This window comes from Candidatus Rickettsia mendelii (assembly GCF_057543435.1).
In genome coordinates this window covers 1-26496 of the sequence record NZ_BTGX01000004.1, presented here as the reverse complement: position 1 = coordinate 26496, position 26496 = coordinate 1, and the positions used below count along the sequence as shown (strand labels likewise).

The following is a 26496-nucleotide window of genomic DNA, read 5'->3' as shown; positions in this document are numbered from 1 at the left end:
AATTCTTATAAAAGTGCAGCAATATATATTTCCTTTTAGTACTCCTCATAAATATCATCCTGATGAATTTGTTGTTTCCAGTTCTAACTATCAAGCTTATAATATTCTACAAAATTGGCAGGACCATTTTGGCGTTAATCCTTATAAATTTACTTTACTAATAAAAGGTCCTTCTTCTTCAGGTAAAACTTATCTTACGAAGGTATGGCAGAACTTAGCAAAAAGCTACGTTATTAAAGATATTTTTTTTAATGAAGAAATTTTAGAAAAATATGATGCTTTTATTATTGAAGATATTGAAAACTGGCAAGAATCAATACTACTTCATATATTCAATCTTATTAACGAAAAACAAAAATATCTTTTACTTACATCACTTGATAAAAGTAGGAATTTTGTTTTACCAGATTTATCTTCACGTATCAAATCGGTGCTCAGCATAGGAATAAGACAACCTGATGATGAATTAATTAAGACTTTAATATTCAAACATTTTTCTATCTCTTCAGTAACAATATCGCAAACAGTAATAGATTTACTTTTAGTAAATTTACCTAGAGAATATGCTAAAATTATAGAAATATTAGAGAATATTAACCATTTTGCTCTAATTTCTAAAAGGAAAATAACCAGTTCATTAGTCAAAGAAGTTTTATGTTATATGAGCGAAACATAATTGCAAATTATTATAATTTTTCCTTAACTTTAAATCATAAAAGTACAGCTTTTTACAATTTAATTTTTTATAAAAAAAAATATGCGAGGATACGAAAAGAGCAAAGAAGCTTAAATAGAGAGCGAAAAGAGACTATATAGTTCTATAAAGTATTTTGACTTACTTGCTTATTCTACTAAACAATACTATGAACTAATGCTGTTTGCTACTGATTTGAGTATCAGCTCCATATGGTGCTATAAAAGAGTAATATTTAGCAAGTTTTTTACTATCTAAATAGGTTGTCACCATCATTAAATCTCTATTACTTCAAGGCTTTGCTCCTAGATATTTAACTGACATTTATCCCTACAGTTAAAACCATTCCTGTTCCTATTGCAATTAAAACTTATTTAAAATATTCTCCTTAATGATGCTATTGCTAAAAAATTTTTTAATATTCTAGATTGTTAACCCTTAGCCTTATATATTAATTTTTATTAGGGGATTAATTAACACTATCAATTACTAATAGTATTATAGTTTTAAAAAAGAGTTTTTAAATTATAATTTTGTAAAAATTATCTATTATCTTTTTCATCTATTTTTGAATTTTCTGATATACTGTTCGACTATTCGATAATTTATTTAATTGTATGATTAGGTTAACTAGCTTATTAACTATCTTCAAGCAAAATAATAAGCTTAATAATCAAAATTATTAAAGTATCGAATCATAATCTATCACCACCTATAATGCAATTTTTTCTGCTAAACTGAAATAGTTAAATCTAACGAAGAATAAAAATGCCAATTTTAGGTGAATAAAAGATACTTATAAATAATTTATCTCTTCCAATCATTTAATGCTAAGTTTTTAGAATCATGCAAACAATACCTAATCACTAAAATTATGACTAATATTTTTCCTAGCAGTGCTTATATCTTTCAAACGTTCACATACCTTTTCAAAGACTTGTTTAGGAAGAATACTTGAAGCGTTAATTTGTAAAAATTTATCATCTTTTAATTTAATCGAAAAAGAAGGTTGTTGAAACTCTGGTCCATCAATTTCTCTAGCAATTTTTATATAATAACCTATTATATGACTGTTATAATAATCACTTTTACTAATCATTTTTTTAGCTATTTTATTAATTTGCATATCAGTTTTAGCAGTATAAGTAACAGTGAGTGCAATGCCTAGCATAAGACGCTGCCTATGACTAAAAGGAATGTCTGAAGATAAGATAAATTCCGAAACAAAATTTGCTCTGAGCGTTTTATCAATATTTTTATTATATTGCGCTAGCATTATAGCAAGCTCAACAATAATAAGAGTTGTAGTATCGGAATTGATTAAAAGATATTGTACTGCTTCAATATATTTTTCAATTTTACATATATTTCTATCAAATTTTACTAATCTCTTTACTCTCTCATAAATAATATCTTTTTCTTTTTCATGTGTATGCAATGAATCAAATCTTACTCCTTCCTTTAACCCATAATTTGAGATAATAATTCTTTCCGGTGAAAATACCTTAATCATCGCTTTTATTACTAAAACAGCATTATAATTTATAGCTTTTTGCTCATAATAACTCAGTTTTAATTTATCGATTTGTGATAATTTCTCTAAATATAACTCAAACTCTACACGATTTATTTCAAAATTATGTAAATTTTTAAGAGGATAATTTATAGACTCCATATATATACGGCTCATTAGGCGAAGTGCACCACCGATTAAATATAAATTAGGATAATGTGCAGCTCCGAATTCATTCTCTAACATTTCAGTAATGAGTCCAACATTACCCAAATTGCTACTAGCAATAATTTTAGTACCAAGAGGCAATGATTTTAATTTACCAACCTTTTTATTTCCAATCTGTGCCAACTCAAGGCTTCCACCACCAAGATCTGCTACAATACCGGAAGCATCACTAATACCAGAAATTAGTCCAGCAGCAGTTAAATAAGCTTCACGCTCACCAGAAATAATTTCAATATCAATATTGAATCTCTTTTTAATTATTGCTTTAAATTCATTTGCCTTAGGATGTCCTCTAAGTATAGCTGTTGCAACACATCTAATATTAGTAACTGAGAGTTTAGTAAAAACATGAATAAGATATTGTATAGATAAATATGTTTGATGTTTTACATCTAAATTATCTAAATTAAGCAAATTTGTAAGATAATTTCTAAATTTATAATTAAAAATTTCTGGAGCACCAAGCTCATCATTCTCATAAACTACGGCTCTTAAAGCATTTGAACCTATATCAATAATAGCTGAACGCATTTTTTATATTATTCATTATTTTCCTGAGAAACTCCTGTTTCAATCTCTTCAAAAACCTCATTATTACTTGCTCTAGAATCAAAAGGTACTTGAGTAGGTACAAAAGTTGGTGGTAATAATCTACTAGTAAAAAACTTATCTTCAAAATATTTAATTTTACGTGACTTTATAGGCGGAAAAGACTCTATCAAGACAATTTGCTCATCTCTTGGTAACTGTATTACTTCCTGAGGTAAAAGTAAAGCTCTTTGAACTTGAGAAACATTTTGTGTTCTAGTTGAAATATTAAGATCAAAAAATAAAGGTTTACTAAATGATCTTTGCTCTACTGTCTTATTACCTACAAGCTGTGATATTAAATTTGCTGTTTCATAGTTATTAGCAGCAAAAGTAATACGATATGTCGCGTTAGATAAAAAAGAATTCATGCCAGCATCTTCATATGTTCCCTTTAGCTGCTGTGTATCTTGAATAATTAAAAACAAACGTACTCTATAACCTCTAAAATAGGCTATACCTGCTTTAAAAGTATCCATCTTCCCAAGCGTTGGAAACTCATCAAGTAAGAACATTACACCATAAGGCTCTTCCTTTATATCTGGCATTTTCCGGCTTAAAAATTCTGTAGCTTGCTGATAAAATACCTGCATTAATTTTTGCAAACGCTGTATATTATCAGGAGTAAGTCCTACATACACTGTTGTTCTTACTTTTTTAAATTCCTGTACATTAAAATCAGAGGTAGCTGTAGCTGAATCAATTAAAGGGTTTGCCCATAATTCAAGCGATGAGTTCATAGTAGATATTACACCGGAGCGTTCTTTATCTGCTTTCTGTAAGAACGCTGCAATATTCATATATGCTACAGGATGTATCACGCCACCTAAAGTATCAAGTACGACAGCTAGATTATAAACTACGTCATCACTTCTCATGGTACGGACTATTTCACCAAAAGATTTAGTTTTAGTAGGATCAGCTATTAAGTATAAAGTTACACCTAAAAATAAACTCCGTGCTTCATTATTCCAAAAATCCTTTTCTGGCATTATAAGATTTGAAATCTTTTGGACGTCATCAACCATTTGTCCTGGTTTAGTGCTAACCCAGTCAATCGGATTGTAACAATGAGTAATACCATCAGGATTAGAAGGCTCCCAAACAAAAACTTTCTGTCCTTGTTTATGACGCCAACCACTTGTCAAATTATGATTTTCAAGCTTTATATCATGTACTACTACTGAATCACTCCAAAATAACAAGTTAGGTATAACAAACCCTACACCTTTACCTGAACCAGTAGGAGCAAATAATAAAGCATGTTGAAATCCATCAGCAACAAAATAACCACCACTATCAACTCCTATTAACATACCCTTTTTAGCTCTAAGACCTGCAGCCTCTATATCTGATGGAGTAGCCCAATTGGCATCGCCATATACTTTTTCTGCTTGCTTAAAAAATTGTAATGATTTTATTCTGTCAAAATTTTTAATGTAGAATATTATAACAACAACAGCAGGACCAAAAAGAGATGCTAATAGCTTTAGCTTTAAATAATTATAATCAGTACTTTTTAACTGTCCCCAAACATTAATAAGCCAATAAGCCCACTTATAAGCAATATTTATAGCATTTGCATTTACACCTAAAACTCTTAGCTCATTAGTAAAAATTGCAATAAATGCACCGCTTACCCATAAGGTACAAAAAATAATAACAGGATGAATTATCGCGTGACCGAATATATTTCTAGTAACTTTAAGTATTTTATGCCATTCCATTAATGATAATCCTAACTTTAGCTAAAATTTTTCTAGTATCACACTGTGACTTGATCGCGGTATGACAAGTTGATTTCCTAAACTATACAACAATATTACTTTTTTATAAAAACAACTACACCATCTCATGAGCACTTTTATTCTTCTTATAATATATTTCTGAAACATATCTTTTTCCACCACTACCGCGCTTTAACTGCACGACAATATCTATAACAGCTAAAATATATTTCTTTACTTCTTCAGGCGGCATACCAAGATCAGCTTGCATAACCATAAGCTTTAACTGCTCAATTGCCATAGCAGGGCTATCAGCATGCATTGTTGATATTGATCCTGGGTGGCCAGTATTAATAGCACGCAAGAAACTGAATGCTTCTGCACCTCTTAGCTCACCAACTATAATCCTATCTGGTCTTAAACGCAAGCACGCTTCTATTAAATCTTGAGTAGTAACATTCGCTCGTCCTTGTCCTCCTTTAGAAGCAACTAAATGTACTCTGTTAGGGTGATTTGATAGTACAACCTCACGTGCATCCTCTACTGTAATCAATCTTTCTATTTTAGGTATTTCAGTAAGTGCAGCATTAGTAAAAGTAGTTTTACCGGTTGAAGTTCCGCCGCTAATTATAATATTCTTCTTTGAAAGAACAGCATGTCTAATAAATTCTTTAATCTTTTTTTTAGCTAAAAAATTATTTAAAATTACCTCATCTTCATCTACTAAACTTTCTGTTGCTGTTTGATCAAAAGCACCCATTTGAGCGTATTCATCTAAAGTTAAATTCATACTGCTAGGCTTTCTTATAGAGTAGATAATTTGTCCTATTTCACAAGCAGGAGGAAAAACTATTTGGATACGGTAACCGCTTGGTAATGTTGCCGAAAGCAATGGTTTTTCCTCTGAAATCATTTGTTCGGTAGATTGTGCAACTAAGCGACCTAATGAAATTAGATGCTCAAAATCAAGATCCGGTATTTGCTTAGAGTACATATCACCTTTCTTTTCAACCCACACTTCCCCTGGTTTATTAACCATAATTTCATTAATACCTTCCTCAGCAAATAATTCTTTAAAAGGAAGTAAAAATGTCTCAAGCGCAGCAAACTCTTCACTCATCTTATTACCTTTGACTTTAATAAAACAGCTCTTGGGAATTTATAATCCCTATTAACATATATTCTAAACGGCGTACCTTGATTAACTGTTGTTGTCGGCTTAAACTGCTTCTGAGTTACCATATTTTGTACAGTATTTGTCACATCTTTAAAAGCTTGTGTAGAAGCTTGCTGTGCTTGCGTCGGACTCGAAGCTATAGACGTAGTAGCAAGCAAACTTAAAGCTGCTTTATTAACTGCCTGTACTAACGTCGCTAACCTCTGATCAGGAGTATTTGCCGACGAAGGATCTTCTGCTGTTGCACATGCCTGAATCATAGTAGTATACGCAGTCGAAGTTTTATCAGTAATAGCAGCTAAAACGTTAGTACAAATAGTGACTATTCTAGTATTCGCATCCATACCAGTATTAGCTGCTATAGTTTGAGCAATATTTAACAATTGTGTGGCTATAGCACTATTACTTGCTGCAGTTTGCTGAGCTATAGGAGGTGGTACTAACTTATCAAGAACTTTAGCAAACCCTATACTAAAGCTAGATTGTAAAACTGCATTCGCAAATTGTTCTTTATATTTATTATCAACTCGTCCCTGTATTCCTGGCCTTCCTAAATTATCAACTACAGGTGAATCGAATTCTATAGTATAACCATTAGTTAAATCTATTCTATCCCATATTATAGAAACTCTACCATAGCCATCTGCTGAAATAGAGGTTGCATATTTACCAAATACTTTTGATCCTTTCGGTATTAATATAACCTTGTCTTTCTCAGAAAATACATCTCTACTAACAATAGCTCTTATTTCACCGCCAATATCACTATTTATTGCTGTTTCAAGTACCGCATCAATTAATTTACCACGCCCTAATACTAATGACATATCTCCACGATCTTTAAATGTCGCCTCTGCTGTAACTTGTTCAGGTGTTTTTTTGGTCTCCACACCACTAATCAACACTATAGATGATCTTCTTTTTGCTTCACGACGTTTCTTTTTTTCATCACTTTCAACTAATGTTCCAGGTACTGTAGGTAATGAAACAGGAGGCAATGGCAGTACTTTTTCCTTATTCTCTTCTATAGGGGTAGTAGGAGGTAAAACAGGTGGAACTTCTACTACTGGTGGTGGCGGTGGCGGAGTAGCTGGTGCCTCAAGCTTAGGAGGATCAGGTAATTTAGGAATTTCAGGAACATTATACTCAATATCTATGGCAGGTTTTGTAATATTACTTGGCAGTGATACATTTTGCACTTCTTCTTTCTTAGTAACAAAAAAAAGAGTATAAAAAATATATATAAAAATACTGCAAATTATGACTACAATAGCAATACTTTTATTAAAACTAACTGAAACCTTTGACAGTTCTCTTTGTACTTCAGGTGAATCTGCTCCTGATAAAGAACCAGCATTATTATTTTGCTCTTCGGACATATTTAAATTATATTAGTTAAAGCATTTTTATTATACTAAAAGTAATTTTAGGTACTGCACTAGCAAGTATTTCCTTTATCATACTAAAAATTTAATTGCATTATCTAAAAAGTATAATAACACAGCTTGTTTTTTAAGACACTGTAGCCAAGCCATAGTATAACAATAATAGTTTCTTCCCACAATAATGTTTAAACTACTAATAAATTTTAGCCATGTAATTATTACTTCTTTTAGGATAATAAAATTTAATTACATATACTAAATCTTTTTCATTACCCACCATAAGTTCTGTAGAAACGATATCAAATTCATATATTCTTTTGTTAGTTATAATAGTCATATTTGTACGAATATCTTTTTCAAGCGGTTTTATAAACAACCTATTAGCAAGAGGAGTTATTTTCCATGCATAAGCATCACCAAGAATTATATTTTGAATTTCTTCATTTTTAGAAAATTCTATATGTGATTGAAAACCAAAATGCAAAACTAGTAAATACACTTCACTTGGATTATATATATAAGTTTTTATCCTATTATCTTTAGTTATAGATAAATCATCTACATAATTACTACTACCACCACATGGGTCATTTTCTATAATAGGACACCTAGCTTGAGCTATAAAACTACTTAATAATATAAAAACTAAAAAATAAAATCTAACTATTATCATCGTCTACCCTATATCCGTTAACTTGAAACCCTACCGGATTTATATCAAGTTCTGAATCTGTTAATTGCATAGGTACGTAAGCATAACTTACTACCGCTATTTTATTATAAACTAGTTGGTTTCCTGATGCTTCATTTACAGAAAACCTAACTATATATTTATCTGCTGCGATCTTTGACCATGATTTTACTACTAAAAATGTAGTATTATCTAACTTATATTTTAAAGTAGGATCAACATCTTTATTTCTTATATACCCAAGATAGTTATAATAAACACTACTTGTTGAAAGTAATCTTATTGTTGTACGTGCTAAAGTAGTAAAATCAACAGGATTATATGTTTCTCGTGCTGTTAAATATTTCTTTATAAAATATCTTGTAAGAGACTCATCTGCCGCTAATACCGGTGACGAAACAGGTTCTACAACTGATACGCGGCCGGTATCATTATGAAGCTGAATAACAAAAGGAACAAATTCCTTAGATTTTACTACAAATGCTATTACTAAAGTTGATACAACCATAAAAACAGTCAATATTATTAGTAATATAATAAGTAAGTTACGCTGAACAATTAACTTATCAGACCGCTCTTCATACCAATTCTTAGTGATTTTTAAAGGATTAGCTGACTTAATATTTTCTTGATTTTGCTGACCTCTTAATCCACTTTGCTGCTCATTACTTGATTTAAAGAAGCTAAATATATTATTCATAATATTATTCATAAGGTACTTTTATTTATTACACATGCAAACAATTATTTATGCAAATAAGTGTTATAAAATAACTTTTAACTTAGCTTTTACACTATATTTATCACTGAATTAACAGGTCTTTTTACACAAGGATTTATGCTTAAAATTGATTCATCTTCTACATCAGCAGAAACGCATGGGCTTTTAATTTCATAAGGAGATGAAGAAGTGCATGACAGTAATTGTGAAAGCATAACTAACACTAATAAAAATTTTAACATTCTAACTATACATTATTAAATTATCTTGCCTTTAAATTACCTTAGTATCTAATAGTTCACAATAGTTCACAAGCATTTTTTACAAAAATTTATTTTTAAATATAAAAAAATACTAATAAAGTTGTAAGTATATAATATAATTATTGTATGATTTTAATTTAAAATTACTTATTTTAGTTTTAAAATTAAATGATTTTTTGATATTGTAGCAACAATATCAACTTAATTTTATAATTTACATAAATTAAATTAACAAATTATTATATAATGTTATATAATAGCGCTAAGTTTAACAAATATTTTAGTTATCAATACTAAGTAATCATGGACCCATTAATTAATGCCATACAAGAATATATTAAATCCGGCGAATACTTTGTCGATGCAAGAAAGTGGTATAGTTTCAAATATATTCTACCATTAAGTCATAGAAGATTTTTACTTTTAATATGTACAGTTTTTACCTTATTGCTTACCTTAACTTGTATAAATATTAATATATTACTACCAATAAATAAAAAAGTAAGCTATTTAATAAAAGATAATACTGAAAAACAAGCTATCGTCACTAGCACTAAACATTCGATACTAGAAAATCCTTATAGTTCTGTTGCAAATATTATGCTTCAAAACTATGTAAAACAACGAGAAGAATATAATTATGATACATTAAAAGAACAATTTATCTTTATCAAAAATACTTCTACAAGTATTGTTTACATGCAATTTACTAATTTTATAAATATTGATAACCCATTATCACCAGTTATAAGATATCAAAAATTATATAAACGCTCAATTAATATATTATCAGTTAACAATATAAATAATAATGAGGTAATCATTACCTTTGAATCGTTAGCAAAAAATAATGCAGGTGAAATCTTAGAGAATATGCTATGGGAAGCAAAAATAGGATTTATAATGGATTCTATTAGCATAAACATACCGCCAGGTGCACCATTTAATTTTACCGTTACTAGTTACAAGCTAAAATTATTAAAGGATAAAAATCAGAAATAATATGAAGCAACTAATAATATTTAGTACTTTTATACTACTTACACTAGATGTATTCGCTCTTACTTTATCACGTCCCTTAGGTCGTGATCCACGCCTAAGAGTTATGACTTATAACCCGGATGATGTTTTTAAGTTTACAGGGTATTACGGCTACCAAGCAAGTATAGAACTAGCGAAAGATGAAGAAATAGTAAGTATTTCTATGGGAGATACTACTTCATGGCAAATAGTACCTGCAGGTCATAGAATTTTTATCAAACCGATGGAGCCTGATGCTACCACTAATATGACTTTAATTACTAATAAGCGGACTTATTTCTTTGAACTACATGCTGCTGAAACGCTTGATATGCGTGATCCTGAAATGGTTTTTAACGTAAAGTTTCTTTATCCGGATGACGAGAATGATACTATAAGCAGTCATATGCAAACTTATTCCGTTTCTTTGGCAAGCCCTGATCTTACTCACCCAGAAAAGTATAATTTTAATTACTATATTAGTGGTAGTGAAGAAATAGCACCTATTAAGGTTTTTGACGATGGTGAGTTTACATATCTACAATTTAGAGATAAAAACGCTGAGATTTCTGGTATTTTTGCTGTAGATGATGCTCTGCGTGAGTCTTTAGTAAATTATCGTCTTGCCCAAGATAACCCTAACTTAGTGATTCTTGAACAAGTATTTCCTAAGCTAGCAATACGTAAAGGCAAAAAAGTCACGTGTGTATTTAATCAGTCTTTTAAAACATACTAATGTCTCATTTAATATACTTCTTTGCTTTGATTTTGCTTACCAGCGGCTTATTTATAATGCTTATAAGTCATAATTATGTTCACAAAATTATTGGGCTTGGGATTTTTCAAAGTTCAGTTTTAATCTTTTACTTAAGTCTTGGTAAAATTAAAACAGGGGGTGTACCTATTATACAAGAAAACATAGCGACTTACACTAGTCCTTTACCGCATGTATTAATGCTAACTGCTATAGTAGTTGGGTTTGCTACTCTTAGTGTAGCTTTAAGTTTAGTATATCAAATTTATAAACATTTTGGTACAATATCAGAAAATGAAATTAACTTTGATAAATAGATCTATTTTATTTATGTCATTCTTATTGTGTCATGCCCATAAAAGCAAAAATCCAAAAAAAGTTATACAACAAAAACGTCTAAATAATATTATAAAAGAGAGCTATGATTTTAGCTAACCATTTTCCTATCCTACAAATATTATTCCCTTTATTTGGTGCTTTACTCACAATAATATTTTTTCGTTTTACTGTGTTTGCACGGCTAATTACCGTGACCTGTACCTTATCTAGCTTTTTAATCAGTATTTATGGATATAGCATTATACAAAATGCAGAATTATCTTATACTATAGGTGGATGGACTTCGAAAATAGGAATCGAATATCAAATAAATTCTATAAACCAAGCTATCATTATTTATTTCAATCTTGTTTTATTATTCTTCTTAGTTTTATGTCATAAGATTATTAATAAGACTATCTTTAAATACATTAATAATAATAGAAAATCTTTATTTTACAGTATATTATTATTTGCTCATACCGGTTATTTAGGAATGATCAGTACTAATGATTTCTTTAATTTATATGTATTTATAGAGATTTCAGCACTGAGTAGCTATGTTTTAATAGCACAAGGAAGTAATCCAAAATCTTTAATTGGAGCTCTTGATTATTTGGTCATGGGTAGTATCGGTGCAACTCTTATCCTTATAGCTATAGGATTTTTACTAAGCATCTCAGGCAGCTTAAATATGTATGATATTGCAGCTTATCTACAAAAACATTATAATTCCCATATAATGACTCTAGCCATCTGTTTTTTCTTGGTAGGCGCTATTTTAAAAACTGCTCTTTTCCCTATGCATTTTTGGATGATCAGAGCTTATAGTAACACTTCTTCAGTCATTTTAGTATATTTAGCTGGTATTTCTACTATCACCTGCATGTATATAATATATAATTTTACTTATCTTATTATAAATAATGAAGCAATTAAAATTGCTATCACAAATTTTATAAGGCCTATTGCTTTAGCTACTATTAGTATAGTGCCTTATTTTGCTTATAAAGCAAAAAACTTTAAAGTTATTGTAATTTATTCATGTTTTACTCAAATAGGCTATATATTCTTATTATACGTTACCAAAGATGCTATACTAATTTTAGCAAGCTTATTACTTGTAGATAGTATAAATAAAATAGCTCTTTTCTTAATAGATGCTTATAATGAAAGCTATAAAAAAAATCCAAACCAAGTTTTAATAATAATTATTATTATATGTAGTTGCGGCTTACCTATTAGTCCATTATTTTTTATTAAAGTAAATATTCTTGAATTATTATTAAGACAAAATTTATTATTAGATTTTATTATAATTTTACTAAGCTCAGTAGGAGCATTATTTTATCATTATAGAATGGTCAAGTTTATATTTTGGAAACACTGATTTAAATCATCATAATTATGCAATTTACTATTCCTAATATTTTGATCTTATCTACTTTATTAGTAGGTATGCTAAATTTAACAAGTCCCTTTGTGACTCAAAAAGATAGTTTTATACGTAACTTTTTACTTATTACTATTGCTATTTTTTTCTTCTGTAATATTTTAATTATTAATTGGTTATTTCTAAAAGGCATAAGAGCAGGATTTAAATTCAATATATTTGCTAATTATTCTATAGGTTTTTATCTTGAACCTTTAGGTCTTATCTTCTTAAGCCTAATAGGATTTTTATGGATTTGTGCTCTGCTTTATACTCCTAAATACCTAGCTATTAATAATATAGAAAACTCTACAAGATTTTTATTTTTCTTTAATTTAACTATTCTTATAGGTATTTTAATTGCCCTATCAGCTAATTTATTTACAATGTTTATTTGCTATGAGCTTTTAACTATTTCTACGGCTTTCTTGATAGGACATACCAAAAACAATACAGTGCTTAACGGATTATACAAATATTTAAAGATTTTAATGATTAATGCTACATTATTATTTTTACCAGCCATTATAATTATTTATGTAAAAGTAGGTAATGGAGATTTTATAAATGGTGGTCTAATAGAAAAATTTTTTTCTAGAAACCAATCTATTATTTTATTATTAATGTTTATTTTTGGAATTGCAAAAGCTGCACTTTTCCCAGTACATGCGTGGCTTCCTGCAGCAATGGTAGCTCATTATCCGGTTAGTGGCTTATTGCATGCCGTAATAGTCGTCAAAACCGCTCTATTTTGTATTTATAAAATATTATTGTATATATTTGGATTATCGTATTTACAATTAATATTTGCTGAGTTTAATTGGTTAATCTTTATACCGATAATAAGCATACTTTACAGCTCAATTAAGGCACTCAGCACGGATAATATCAAAAAAATACTTGCTTACTCCACTATGAACCAATTAAGCATAGCTCTACTTAGCGCTTTTATGCTAACACCTAAAGCACTTGGTGCTGCAATACTCCATTTAGTATCACATTCTTTTAGCAAAATTTGCTTATTCTATAGCATGGGAAGTATTTATAGCTTAAAGAAAACTAATCAAATACAAGATCTACATAGTACATTCAAAGAATTTCCATTGATTTCTTTTATTATATCTATCTCTTCACTATCATTAATCGGCATACCAATTTTTAGCGGCTTTATAAGTAAATTCTCAATATTACTTGCAGCAAGTGAGCAAAATCAAATAATCGTCATGATTGTCGTAATAGCCAGCAGTATATTCTCAAGCATTTATCTTCTCAAAATATTAGGCTATATTTATAAACCTTCAGAAATATCATGCAATACAGTATCAATACCCTACTCCATGAAAATAAGTATAATAATTTGTACTCTTGCTATAACTCTATTTTATTTTATCCAAATTTTTATTAAAGAACTTTTAGGATATATCGGATAACATATTTATACAATTTACATATAATTATATATATAGTATATAATTATATGTAAATGTGATAATTATTCTTAAGGAAATTATCATTTCATTTTCTTGTATCATTAACTGTATTTATAAAAGTTTTAGTATATAGAAAGCTACAATATTGTAGCAATAACAATACATCTTCTGCATCAATAAAAGATATGGATGGAATATAGCGCAGTATTAGATACGAGATTAAATGGTTTTATACATAAGGTTAATTGTTGATACCTCCATACTCATAGCTTTGAAAAATGACCAGTAAGTACTAAGCCATGTATAAATCCTATTACTAAATATAGGATTTGATAGAGCTAATAATGAAAATTGACTATTTGGAAGACAAGAAGCATAAAAATACATGTATGTATTAATACGAATAACTTTTGGGGTTCATGAAATGTTCATTGCTGCAACTACAATCATAAATGATTAACTTTAAATATAAAGGATTTTAAAAGAATTTATGGACTGGAAATTTCAACAGTTCCTTTTAAATATTAAAATGTTTATTCAAAATATTCAATTGTCATTCTCACTGGCTAGTTTTGATCTTGTCTTTAGTCTTAGCAATCAAAATCAATTAATAGCCTTAGCATTTTTAGTTATTACTGCTGTTTTAAATCTTTATGCGATTTCTCAAAATAGAAAATTTGAAAGCTTAATAGGCACTTTATATTGCTTATCTTCTATTGTATGTGTATTTGCAGCTGATTTTATATCTATGATAATTTCTCTTGAATTTATGACAATCTTTGCCTATATAATTATACTTTGTAATCAATTTAAAATAAAATTTGCTCGCCAATATTTTCTTACACATTTATTTAGTAGTGGATTAATTTTAATTGGCATCAGTCTATTAGTGCAAGCAACAGGTAATGTAGCTTTCATTTCTTTAACCGAGGCAGTACATAACTTTGAACTACCAGCGATATTAATACTTACAGGCTGCTTAATTAACGTTGGAGCCATTCTTTTTAATGGCTGGATAGTTAATTGCTACCCTATAGCTTCAAGTAGCGGTATAATTTATTTAATCAGTTTTATTACTAAGGTTACATTAATTATAATCTTAAAATTATTTAGCGGTCTTGAGCTACTTAAGTTTTTTGGAATATCATTAATCATCTACGGGTTAGTATTTGGCCTAATTGAGAAAAATCTTAAACGACTAATATGCTACATTACTGTTTCTCAACTTGGTTTTATATTAGCTTCTATAAGCATAAACTCCATTTTTGTAACAAATCTTATTACAAGTTTTATATTCATACATATATTATATAATGGACTATTTGCTTTATATTTTACTTATATAGAAGATTTATATGATATTAAAAATTACCAAGACCTTAAAAAGACACTAAGCAACCCTATTCTATTAAGCGGATTTATAATTAGTATATTAATATATACATCTGTACTTCCTATTAGTTCCTCTAACATCAAAAACGAAATTTCTGATCTTTTAGATACAAATAATATTATGATATTTTCTAAAATAGTCACTTCTACCATATTGTTTGAATTGCTTTTAGAGGCTTTATTATCTTTCAAACTATTCTCATTGTCATTCCGACGCAAACAGAAATCTAGAAAAAATAATATACTGATTATGTTTATTTATATTTCCTTCTGCGCAATAACTTTAGGAATATGCTTATTCTATAAAGTTCAAATACCTTATCTTGATAAATCTAACATAACAAACACGTTAACCATCCCTATAATTTTAGCTTTAATATTAAGAAAAATACCACGTATTTCAACAGAAAATATTAATTTTGATTTATATCAAGCTATAGAAAAATTGATCTATTTCATTATTCATAAATATAAAATTTCTACAGATAATATTGCTATAGATAATAAAGAATATGAAAAAGAATATTTGAATTTCAAAGTTATTTTTAATAAAATTCTAAGTACAATATCTGCTTGGCATAATCAACAAACTTCCATATTTATAGTATTATTTCTATTAATAAGTTTGATTATAACATTGCAATATCAATAAAATATGACGCAAACTTATAAAATCCTAATACTCTTATTAATTAGCCTGATTATAACTTTAACTTTTATAATATCTTACAATATGAAACCACCTATCGCTGATAAACAAAATTATAGTTTTGAAATTCATGGACAAAAAATTAGTGATGATTATCATTGGCTACGTGACTCCAAATGGCCAAATGTAGAAAATTCTAAGATTCTAGATTACCTAAAAGCTGAAAATAAATATACAGAAAATTTCTTTGCTAATCTTCAAAGTGATAAGGAAAAGATTTTCAATGAATTAAAAGGGCGAGTAAAATTAGACGATGAATCTGTCCATGTTAAGAAAAATGATTACTACTATTACACTAGAGTAGAAGAAGATAAAAATTACCCAATATATTGTAGAAAATATCAAAGTTTGAATGCAGATGAAGAGATAATATTAGATGTTAACCTTCTTACTCCCAATGGTAGTTTTACCAATGTCGCTGAAATTTCAATATCTCCTGATCAAAACTTATTGGCTTATAGTGTAGATTTTACAGGTAATGAAAAATATAACATCAGAGTATATAATCTCAAAGATAAAAAATATTTATCTGATGAGATAAAAGATATTGCCCCTTCTATAATTTGGCATGAAAAATTAAATGGCTTTTTTTATATTACTATTAATAGAAATTTACGCTGGGATAAATTAATGTTCCATCGTTTAGGAGATGATCCTTCTCAAGACAAATTAATATTTGAAGTGAAAAACACACTGCACTTTATTAGCGCTTGGAAGTCAGCAAGCCATGAATACCTCTTTATTAATTCTGGTGATCATAATGAAAATGAAATTTACGTAATTTCTATGCATGATGATCTTTTTACTCCAAAGTTAGTAAGACCTACACAGAATAAAATATTCTATGAAATAGCACACAACGGTGATTATTTCTACATTAAAACTAATTATAAAGCTAAAAATTTCCGCGTTGTAAAAGTCCCGGTAAGTAATTTTCAAGATACTAGCTGGGATGATGACTATGTTAAAGAAGAACAGAATAAATATTTAAATGATTTTGGTATAACCAAGAATTATCTGATTCTTAATTATCGTGACTGTGGTTTGCCTTTTATTAAAATAAAGCGTTTTAATGACTCACAGGAGCGAATACTACACTTCTCAGATGAAAATTTCCAAGCAAAAAGTTTTTCAAGCAACTTTGAAGAAGATGATATTAGAATCAATTACTCCTCTCTTGCAAGACCAAATACTACCTATAAATATGATTTTGATAGTGATAAACTAGAGATATTAAAAGAACAAGAAATCCCCTCTGGTTTTGACTCTAAAGAATACAAAATAGAAAGAATATTCGCCAATGATAAGATACCAGTAACTTTATTTTATAAAAAATCCTTATTTAAAAAAGATGGCTCAAACCCTTTATATTTAATGGGCTATGGCGCATATGGCATTGCAATGCCTGTCAATTTTAGAAATATGGCAGTTAGTCTTGTAGATCGTGGATTTGTTTACGCAGTTGCCCACACTAGAGGTGGTGACGATCTAGGTCATGATTGGTATGAAACAGCTAAGTTCTTAACTAAAAAAAGAACATTTGAAGATTTCATAGCTTGCAGTGAAACTTTAATTAAAGAAAAATATACAAGTAACCAGAATATAGTAATAATGGGTGGTAGTGCCGGTGGCATGTTAATTGGTTATGTGATTAATGAAAAATCGGAAATTTACAAAGCAGCAATTGCGCATGTACCGTTTGTAGATGTGCTAAATACTATGCTAGATGAAAGCTTACCTTTAACTCTCATGGAATATAATGAATGGGGTAATCCAAAAGAGAAGGAATATTTCGAATATGTTAAATCTTACTCTCCTTATGATAATGTTAAAACTAGAAACTACCCTGCTCTATTTGTTACCTGTGGCATATCAGATACACGTGTAGGTTACTGGGAAGCAGCAAAATGGGTAGCAAAATTACGTATTCATAAAACTGATAATAATCCACTATTATTAAAAATAAATATGAATGCAGGACATACAGGCGCCACTGGTCGTTTTGACTATCTTAAAGATGTAGCTGATGAATTAATATTCATTTTCAAAATATTTAATATAAAGGCTTAAGAATAGTTTTTTACTTATTTATCTTAAACTTCTAAATACAGATATTACATATGTTTAGTGATATAAATAGTCAAAATCTCTTAATTATTTGTTAGAAAAAATAATTATGATAACATAAAAGTAATATTGATAACATTAATAAAAATTAAAAAGATGAAGGCAGCCCAAACCTCTTTACATTTGATAGCATATATACTAATCAACTTATGACTTTAATAATACTTAATAAGTAAGTAATTGCGTTATAACATAATTAAACCAGATATTAGTATTCAAGATATAATATATACTGCTTTATATTTACTTACTATAAATAGATAAGCTCAAATTTGCTTATAAGAATAACTCATTTTATTGCAGCGATAATGATATAATTCTACAAACTTTATTTAATAATAATATAATGATTCTATCTGAGATTACTTAAACTAATAAAAACTCTAATATTAGAAATTTTTTATAGGTAAAATATCTTCAATCAACTGAGCGACTAAAAATTAGATATAAGTTTATTATTTATAATATACACAAATTAGTGAACAATTTTGGTATTTTTCTGGATACAACGAAAATATAGATAAGTAATGATAATGCATAAAAATCATTTTGAACAACTACAAAAACTACCTATTACTTTAATTTTACTAATTACTTTAATTTGCAGTATTGGATTTATTGTGCTTTATTCTGCTTCAGTAGGTGATCTACATCCTTGGGCTTACAAACAAATTATAAATTTTTGTATCTTCTTACCTATATCTATAATTATTGCATTACTTGATTTAAGAATCATTTTTAAAATATCTTATATTTTCTATTTTTTTGTATTAGCTTTATTAATAGCTGTAGAACTTTTTGGATCAACAGCAATGGGTGGTAAAAGATGGATAGATATTGGCATAGTTAAATTGCAGCCTTCTGAACCAATAAAAATAGCTATTGTACTAATGCTTGCTAGATATTTCCATTCACTAACAATTTATGATCTTACAAAACCCCATAAAGTTATCATACCAATTATAGCACTATTAATACCAGCTTTTCTAATAATTAGAGAACCAGATTTAGGCACAGGAATGATAGTCTTAATTGTTTCATCTATTATATTTTTTGCAGCAGGATTTAGAATAAAATATTTTATAATGCTTGGCATAGCAATGCTTATTAGTTTACCTATTGCTTGGAACATGATGTACGATTATCAAAAAAAGCGTGTTATGGTTTTTTTAGACCCTGAACATGACCCGTTAGGCGCTAGCTATAATATTATTCAGTCCAAGATTGCTATAGGCTCTGGTAGCCTATTCGGACGAGGATTAAATAAGGGTAGTCAAAGCCATTTGGATTTTCTTCCGGAACATCAAACTGATTTTATCTTTGCTACCTTTGCTGAGGAATTTGGTTTTATAGGAGGAATATTTTTACTAATATTATATTTTTTACTGATAACTATTTCTTTGTTAATTGCTGCAAATTGTCGGGAAACTTTTAGTAAATTAATGGTAATAGGTATCACTTCTATTTTATTTAGTCATGTATTTATTAATATAGCTATGGTTATGGGTTTACTACCTGTAGTAGGTGTACCTCTACCATTTATTTCTTATGGCGGTACAATGATGGTGTCAATGCTAATAGGCTTTGGACTTATTATGAATGCTCAAGTAAATAGGCATGCTAACTTAAATTAAAACTATCATTATTTATTTTATAATTTTTGTTATTTATATAAAGAAAAGGCTAGACGTTATACGAAAGATTTGTTATAAAAAGTTATCTAAAAATTTTTAGATAGTAGTTTCTTCCTCGATAGCTCAGCGGTAGAGCAAACGGCTGTTAACCGTTCAGTCGCTGGTTCGAATCCAGCTCGAGGAGCCATATTATATAATCTGCTGTTTTTTCAATTTTGCAAGACAAGAAGGCATAAGTACAGTGCATCTTTCTGCTTCTCAAGGTTAGGTTCAAAAATACAAAATTTAACAAATCTCTTTTTTTATGTGTCATGCTTTTAAAATTTCATATGTATAGGTAGCTTATCTTCTACTGCACCGCAACTTTTAGTTACATTACTCAATTCATATTGATGGTCCTTTAATTGTCTTCTCTTAAGCAAAAGCTTTTCTAAACTTTATCTGCGCTAGTAATAAATATGAAAAATAGAAAAAGCAATATAGTACCTGTAGGTAGAAAGCGTAAAATGGAAAGTAATGTTAAGCCTTTCAAAGTTATTAGCTTATAGTATTTTTTATAACTATGCAAAGATTCTAAGGATTACTATTTATACAAACTCATCCTAAAACATAAAGAATATTTTACTTTCCATAGTTGTAATAGAATTATGGTCAAATGTTAAAACTATATGCTCTATAAATTCTTCAAATAAAATTTGTTCTGGTGAAATATAAGGTAATGGTCTGCCATAAATTTTCTTCTAAAACTTATTAAATAGTTCAGTTTTTAACACTATTAGCTAAAAGAAACTGTTTTAAGTTTTGACAAGCAATCCAGTAAAAAATGCTAACTTTTTAGTATTCTTTCTATTCTACCAATCGCCATGCTCATTTTAGTCATGGCATTGTTGCATAGCTCTTACGTCATTCCAGCAACAGTGGTAATTCATGAAACATTAAAGATAAATTTAGAATTTTAAAATTTATTTCATTTTTCTAAATTGCTACCTATATAAGAATGAAATTGCAAATATTTTTTAAACCATGATAAAAACTTATCAAGTCGCACAACTACTCATTACCTATTTTCAAAGCAGCAATAAAAGCTGATTGTGGAATGTCAATATTTCCGTATTGTCTCATCTTCTTTTTACCAGCCTTTTGTTTCTCAAGTAACTTACGTTTACGTGTTATATCACCTCCGTAACATTTAGATAATACATCTTTACGCAAAGCTTTAATAGTTTCACGTGCAATAATACGGCTACCTATAGTAGCTTGAATTGCTATATCGATCTGCTGCCTTGGTATTAGATCCTTTAGCCTTAAACATAACGCTCTACCACGCTGCTCAGCACGCGAACGATGTACAATTGTTGAAAATGCATCTACAACTTCACCATTAACTAAAATTCCAAGTTTAACAAGTTCAGAATGTTCATAGCTATCCATTTGCCATTCAAAACTTGCATAGCCTTTTGAACAACTTTTTAAGCGATCATAAAAATCATATACTATTTCATTTAATGGTAACTTGTAGACTATTCTAGCTCTATTTGCTATATAACTATGATCTAACTGCACACCTCTTTTTTCAATACAGAGTGATAATACTGTACCTAAGAACTCATCTGGCACTATAATAATGGCTTTAATCCATGGCTCTTCCATTGAGCCGATTTTCTGCAAATCTGGTAAATCAGCTGGATTATGAATTTCTAAACTCTTACCATCATGCATATGGATTTTATATACCACACTTGGTGCAGTAGTAATTAAATCTAAATCGAACTCTCTACTTAAACGTTCCTGAATTATCTCTAAATGTAATAACCCTAAAAAGCCGCATCTAAATCCTACTCCTAACGCTGAAGAGCTTTCCATCTCATATTCAAAGCTAGCATCATTAAGACGCAGTTTAGCAAGCGAATCCTTTAAATGTTCAAACTCTGTACTATCAGTTGGATAAAGACTACAAAACACTACAGGTAAATTTGGCTTAAACCCAGATAGTACATCTGTACAAGGTTTCTTCTCATCAGTAATAGTATCCCCAACTCTACAATCCGCTACCTGCTTTATCGAAGCAGTGAAAAAGCCAATCTCTCCAGCATATAAAACATCAGAAATATGTTTTTTAGGAGTGAAATACCCAACATTTTCTACTGTATAAACCGAATTTGTTGATATCATTTTAATACGCATATTTTTACATAAGGCACCGTCAATAACTCGTACTAAAATAACTACTCCAAGGTATGGATCATACCAACTATCAACTAAAAGAGCCTTCAAAATATCAGAATTACTTTCACATGGTGCAGGAAGTTTTGTTACTATCGCTTCTAAAACCAAACTAATTCCTATACCACTTTTAGCAGATATTAAAACTGCTTCGCTTGCATCAAGCCCTATTATATCCTCTATTTGCTTTCTAACTTCCTCAGGTTCAGCAGCAGGCAGATCAATCTTATTAAGCACAGGTACAATCTCATGATTATTCTCAAGAGCTTGATAGACATTTGCCAGTGTTTGCGCCTCTACTCCTTGCGTACTATCAACCACTAATAATGAACCTTCACAAGCAGCAAGCGATCTACTAACCTCGTAGGCAAAATCAACATGCCCAGGAGTATCCATTAAATTTAAATAATAGGTATTATTATCTTTAGCTTTATATACAAGTCTTACGGTTTGTGCTTTAATGGTTATACCTCGCTCTTTTTCTATATCCATAGAGTCAAGGACTTGCTGACTCATTTCTCTAGCCTGCAAGCCACCGCAATATTCGATTAACCTATCCGCTAAAGTAGATTTACCATGATCAATATGAGCAATTATTGAAAAATTTCTGATAAACTTTTGATTATTCATTGTATATAGTATTAATTTTGTTATAGATATACCATATAAAATAAATTTTTACAGTAGGAAAAAAATCATGCGAGTTGAAATAGAAAATTTTGTTAAGAAAATTGAACAATCTTTAGAATTACTTTGGAGGTCACTTTGACGTTAACACTTCAACTAATAGACTAAAAGAACTAGAAGAATTAACAGCTAATCCTAATTTATGGGTTGATCAAGTTAACGCTCAAAAACTTTTACAAGAAAAAAGCATTTTAGAAGAAAAATTAAATGTTTTTAATAAACTAAAATCCAATTTAAAAGATGCTCTAGAACTTGAAGAATTAGCTGAGGCTGAAAATGACTTAGAAACACTTTTATATGTTAAACAAGATTTGCAAAATTTGAGTGTGATTGCTGCAAAATTTGAAATGGAATGTTTATTTTCAGATGAAGCTGATAATAACAACTGCTTTTTAGAGATTAATGCTGGTGCTGGAGGTACAGAAAGCCATGACTGGGCATCTATTATGATGCGTATGTATTTGCGTTTTGCTGAAAGACTTGGTTTTAAAACTGAGATAATTAATATAATTAACGGTGAAGAAGCGGGTATTAAATCATGCACAATTAGAATAATAGGTAAACGTGCTTATGGTTGGCTTAAAACTGAATCTGGCGTTCATAGATTGGTTCGTATCTCCCCGTTTAATGCAGCAGGAAAAAGAATGACCAGCTTTGCAAGTAGCTGGGTATATCCTGAAATTAATGATAATATAGCAATCACTATTGAAGATAAGGATTTAAGGATTGATACTTTTAGATCATCAGGTGCTGGAGGGCAGCATGTTAATACTACTGATTCTGCTGTACGGATCACTCATTTACCTACAGGTATAGTAACACAATGCCAAAACGATAGATCACAACATAAAAATAAGGCTCAAGCAATGAAAATGCTACAAGCAAAACTTTATAAGCTTGAAATGCAGAAACGTACTGACAGTGTTAATGAGCAAAATGCTGCTAAAACTGATAATAGCTGGGGGTATCAAATTAGATCATATGTTCTTCAACCATATCAAATGGTGAAAGATTTACGCACTGATTACGAAACTTATGATACTAAAGGTGTACTTGACGGCGACCTTGAAGGATTTGTTTCAGCAAGTTTAGCGATGAATGCGGGCGGTAAAAGATAAATTTATATTTTTCGAGGTGTCATACTGCTTTACAAGAAATATATAAATAAGATTGTGTTATAGTTTTTTAGATACCGTAATCAATTCACGGTATGACTATTACGTTTTAATATGAAAAATTATAAAAATTTATTTAGGAAATACAAAATATTTATACAAATGAAAATCCTGATATAGATTTAAGAATATAAAATATATACGCGTTCTATCAGCAAGATATTCTTATACAAAAGTGCTAATTAAATCTGATATAATAGGAGACTTCGTATAGAGATTACTCAGCAAGTAGCAGCTAAGAAACTTAGCAATCTGATTTGACTAATGAAGAGCTAGAAAGGCCATCTAACGATTTTATTTAATGCCAGAGCACATAACAATATGTTACAAGAATCTTTAGATAAAAACAATGATTATCCGAAAAAATTTTCTATATTTTTACGTTGTAAACAAATTAGATCAATACCGTATAGCAACTAAATCTCGACTTTTTTATCCATAGAATTAAGTTAATTGGTTTTTTAGTTGATAGGAAATTTGGAATTCTAGGAATAGATAATAAACTGAGACAAAAATTATTAAAGTTACCAAGCTATATTGGTTTTATTTTAAAAACATTAAATTCTGATATTTAAATATCTTGATTAGTTTTGTTTTATAGTTCACTTTTTATTGTCTTATTCTTATATGCTGATGTATTATATAGTAGATTGGCAAGGCGCGCCCAGCCCCCCCCCCAGGCGTTACACTTTGAGTTTCTCTTAAAAACCATAGGTGGACTTCCTAATTCATATGACCTCCATTATCTAATATCATATTTTCCAATGAAAAAACAATTGTGATTCTTACATAGATGCTTTGCAAAAATTATCAAGTATATCAAATAAACTTGTGATATATTTCTTTATATTAGATCCATATTTTTTCTTCCATATAAAGAACACCTACGCTCTTCTCTTGTAAACTACTATTTCTTATCATATTTTTTCATTATATAGATTCGCTTACATATTTCTACTAGATAGCCTATAGAGCAAACACACTAACCTAGAATTTCATCTCAATTTTTCTAGCTTTTCCTTGTTCTTTTTCTAGGATTATAACGTATAACATACAATTCTCAAACTGAGCATCTACTGCATCTTCCTTAATATTTAAAAGCAAATTTATTGAACGCTAGAAAGAACCATAATACCTCTAATTCATATTTAAGAATTTTTATTTTTCTTTCTTTATATCCTTTAATAGTAAGAATATTGTCACCTAACTACCCATATCCTTTTGACTTAAACCAGGTAATTCTAAACTACCACTGCTATCTAGTTCAGGCATTTCAGTCCTTGAAACTATATCTCCTCCTAAGATATAGTAGATATAGATAAGAGTAAAATTCATTAAAAAACCATCAAATATACTATCTGATTTCTAATTAGCTCGTTACACTTGTTTCTAATTTATTTCTCATACATGGTTAAGTTAAACAGCATACATACCTCCTTAATATAATATGATTAATTAATCGGTATCTCTCTTGCTTCTTGTTCTTTAATTTTAATACGCGGTAAAGTAATAGTAAGTATACCGTTTTTTAAATTTGAAGAAATATTTTGTTGATCTACGTCCTCATATAAAGATATGACATAATTAAAGTTCTTATTCATGTAATTATTTGAATCATCAGCTTTACTTTCTCCTTTTGTCTCTCCTTTAACAAATAATTTATTACTATTTACTTTAACCTTAACTTGACTTTTATCAAAACCTGGCACTTCCATAATAATAATATATTTATTATCACTAGTAATAAACTTACTCCTTATACTGCTAGATTCATAAAAAGATAAGCTGTTTTTCAATATATTATTGAAATAATTATCAAAATTTGAGATATGATTACTTATTAAATCTACAGGCTGACTTAGTAGTACTGCACGTTCATTATCTAGTGCTGCTTGAGTTATATTACTACATAACATAGCAGCCACTAAAGCTAAAACGTATAGTTTAACATTCTTTAGTGTGTATGACATATCATTACCCTTAATTGATTCTATATTTAAATATATAAAAATTAAATTATTGAAATTCAAGTCTTATATTTTCATAATTTATTGAAAGTACATTGACTGAAATAAAAATTAATAATACCATGCAAAAATGGTCTGATTTTCTATACTTCATAAATATACCTAAATACTTCACTAATAATGCAGAACTTTTTAATGATTTAAATTGTGTATATTTAATTCCAAAATACATAGCAAAAACACTATAAGCAAGTACTGGTCTTACTGAACATTATAAATACGAATTTAGAGGATAAGAGACTAATTGTTAAGTTATTTTAGTATTTTGATTTTAAAATATGCACTCAACAATGAAGAAATATACATCTAAAGTAGATTAGATATACTTGATACTTTTTGCAAAGTATATGTAAAGAATGAAAGCAACAAAATTAGTACTAACATATAGAAAACCTCAGAAAAAAAGAAACTAAAAGCTTTGCAAGTTACCAACTATAGTAGTATATTTTTATTTATCACCATAATTAAAGATCTTAAGGTCACCATTTATATCATTTATCATACAAATATAAACGTTATTTTAGATTGCTAAGTTACAGATAAAGAATCTAGATATGGCTAAGATTAGTTCTACCGCTTGT

The 26496-nt window shown here is 29.1% G+C and carries 20 protein-coding genes and 1 tRNA gene; 11 read left to right on the top strand and 10 right to left on the bottom strand.

What is annotated here, in order from left to right:
• The first annotated feature begins 13 nt into the window (after positions 1–13).
• Positions 14–676: an HdaA/DnaA family protein gene (locus AC27F4_RS00525; RefSeq protein ID WP_487061036.1), complete on the top strand. Its 663-nt coding sequence runs from the start codon at positions 14–16 to the stop codon at positions 674–676.
• A gap of 877 nt (positions 677–1553) precedes the next feature.
• Here AC27F4_RS00525 and AC27F4_RS00520 read toward each other — a convergent pair.
• The 7 genes from AC27F4_RS00520 to AC27F4_RS00490 all read right to left on the bottom strand — a co-directional run bounded on the left by AC27F4_RS00520 (position 1554) and on the right by AC27F4_RS00490 (position 8975).
• The gene (locus tag AC27F4_RS00520) at positions 1554–2966 is read right to left on the bottom strand and encodes a Ppx/GppA phosphatase family protein (protein WP_487061034.1); all 1413 of its coding nucleotides are present in this window, start codon (positions 2964–2966) and stop codon (positions 1554–1556) included.
• An 8-nt stretch (positions 2967–2974) separates the two neighbouring features.
• Positions 2975–4750: a type IV secretory system conjugative DNA transfer family protein gene (locus AC27F4_RS00515; RefSeq protein WP_487061032.1), complete on the bottom strand. Its 1776-nt coding sequence runs from the start codon at positions 4748–4750 to the stop codon at positions 2975–2977.
• Between the two features lie 115 nt (positions 4751–4865).
• Positions 4866–5870: a P-type DNA transfer ATPase VirB11 gene (virB11, locus tag AC27F4_RS00510; protein ID WP_487061030.1), complete on the bottom strand. Its 1005-nt coding sequence runs from the start codon at positions 5868–5870 to the stop codon at positions 4866–4868.
• Positions 5867–7306: a TraB/TrbI/VirB10 family type IV secretion system protein gene (locus tag AC27F4_RS00505; protein WP_487061028.1), complete on the bottom strand. Its 1440-nt coding sequence runs from the start codon at positions 7304–7306 to the stop codon at positions 5867–5869. Before AC27F4_RS00505 ends, virB11 begins: the two co-directional genes overlap by 4 nt.
• A gap of 199 nt (positions 7307–7505) precedes the next feature.
• A complete protein-coding gene (locus tag AC27F4_RS00500) occupies positions 7506–7985 on the bottom strand; it encodes a TrbG/VirB9 family P-type conjugative transfer protein (RefSeq protein WP_487061026.1) in 480 nt (159 codons plus the stop codon).
• On the bottom strand, positions 7972–8703 hold the full coding sequence (locus tag AC27F4_RS00495) for a VirB8 family type IV secretion system protein (RefSeq protein ID WP_487061024.1): 732 nt from the start codon (positions 8701–8703) through the stop codon (positions 7972–7974). Before AC27F4_RS00495 ends, AC27F4_RS00500 begins: the two co-directional genes overlap by 14 nt.
• 89 nt (positions 8704–8792) lie before the next feature.
• A complete protein-coding gene (locus AC27F4_RS00490; protein ID WP_487061057.1) occupies positions 8793–8975 on the bottom strand; it encodes a DUF2706 domain-containing protein in 183 nt (60 codons plus the stop codon).
• A gap of 315 nt (positions 8976–9290) precedes the next feature.
• On the opposite strand from AC27F4_RS00490, the gene AC27F4_RS00485 reads away from it, so the two are divergent.
• The 9 genes from AC27F4_RS00485 (at position 9291) to AC27F4_RS00445 (ending at position 19990) form a co-directional block, all read left to right on the top strand.
• Positions 9291–9989: a VirB8 family type IV secretion system protein gene (locus AC27F4_RS00485; protein ID WP_487061022.1), complete on the top strand. Its 699-nt coding sequence runs from the start codon at positions 9291–9293 to the stop codon at positions 9987–9989.
• Between the two features lies 1 nt (position 9990).
• Positions 9991–10743, top strand: coding sequence for a P-type conjugative transfer protein VirB9 (gene virB9 / locus AC27F4_RS00480; RefSeq protein ID WP_487061020.1), 753 nt, complete (start codon positions 9991–9993; stop codon positions 10741–10743).
• Positions 10743–11078 (top strand): Na+/H+ antiporter subunit C, encoded by a 336-nt coding sequence (locus tag AC27F4_RS00475; protein ID WP_487061018.1) that lies wholly within the window; start codon positions 10743–10745, stop codon positions 11076–11078. Before virB9 ends, AC27F4_RS00475 begins: the two co-directional genes overlap by 1 nt.
• 104 nt (positions 11079–11182) lie before the next feature.
• Complete coding sequence (locus AC27F4_RS00470; RefSeq protein ID WP_487061016.1) at positions 11183–12469, top strand: proton-conducting transporter transmembrane domain-containing protein; 1287 nt, start codon at positions 11183–11185, stop codon at positions 12467–12469.
• 11 nt (positions 12470–12480) lie between these two features.
• A complete protein-coding gene (locus AC27F4_RS00465; RefSeq protein ID WP_487061055.1) occupies positions 12481–13941 on the top strand; it encodes a proton-conducting transporter transmembrane domain-containing protein in 1461 nt (486 codons plus the stop codon).
• A gap of 529 nt (positions 13942–14470) precedes the next feature.
• Positions 14471–15985 (top strand): proton-conducting transporter transmembrane domain-containing protein, encoded by a 1515-nt coding sequence (locus AC27F4_RS00460; protein ID WP_487061014.1) that lies wholly within the window; start codon positions 14471–14473, stop codon positions 15983–15985.
• Between the two features lie 81 nt (positions 15986–16066).
• On the top strand, positions 16067–18112 hold the full coding sequence (locus tag AC27F4_RS00455; protein ID WP_487061012.1) for a S9 family peptidase: 2046 nt from the start codon (positions 16067–16069) through the stop codon (positions 18110–18112).
• Positions 18113–18702: 590 nt separating this feature from the next.
• A complete protein-coding gene (gene rodA, locus AC27F4_RS00450; RefSeq protein WP_487061010.1) occupies positions 18703–19803 on the top strand; it encodes a rod shape-determining protein RodA in 1101 nt (366 codons plus the stop codon).
• A 112-nt stretch (positions 19804–19915) separates the two neighbouring features.
• Positions 19916–19990 (top strand) — tRNA-Asn (locus tag AC27F4_RS00445).
• A gap of 863 nt (positions 19991–20853) precedes the next feature.
• On the opposite strand, the gene lepA is transcribed toward AC27F4_RS00445, so the two are convergent.
• Entirely contained in the window at positions 20854–22656 is a 1803-nt protein-coding gene (lepA, locus tag AC27F4_RS00440) for a translation elongation factor 4 (RefSeq protein WP_487061008.1), read from the bottom strand.
• 67 nt (positions 22657–22723) lie between these two features.
• On the opposite strand from lepA, the gene prfB reads away from it, so the two are divergent.
• Positions 22724–23831, top strand: a protein-coding gene (gene prfB, locus AC27F4_RS00435; RefSeq protein WP_487061006.1) for a peptide chain release factor 2 whose coding sequence is annotated in 2 segments (ribosomal slippage) — positions 22724–22792 and positions 22794–23831 — 1107 coding nt in all. Because the reading frame shifts where the segments join, the coding sequence is not laid out codon by codon here.
• A gap of 1260 nt (positions 23832–25091) precedes the next feature.
• On the opposite strand, the gene AC27F4_RS00430 is transcribed toward prfB, so the two are convergent.
• Complete coding sequence (locus AC27F4_RS00430) at positions 25092–25223, bottom strand: hypothetical protein (RefSeq protein ID WP_487061004.1); 132 nt, start codon at positions 25221–25223, stop codon at positions 25092–25094.
• Between the two features lie 116 nt (positions 25224–25339).
• On the bottom strand, positions 25340–25858 hold the full coding sequence (locus tag AC27F4_RS00425; protein ID WP_487061002.1) for an Hsp20/alpha crystallin family protein: 519 nt from the start codon (positions 25856–25858) through the stop codon (positions 25340–25342).
• Positions 25859–26496: the final 638 nt, after the last annotated feature.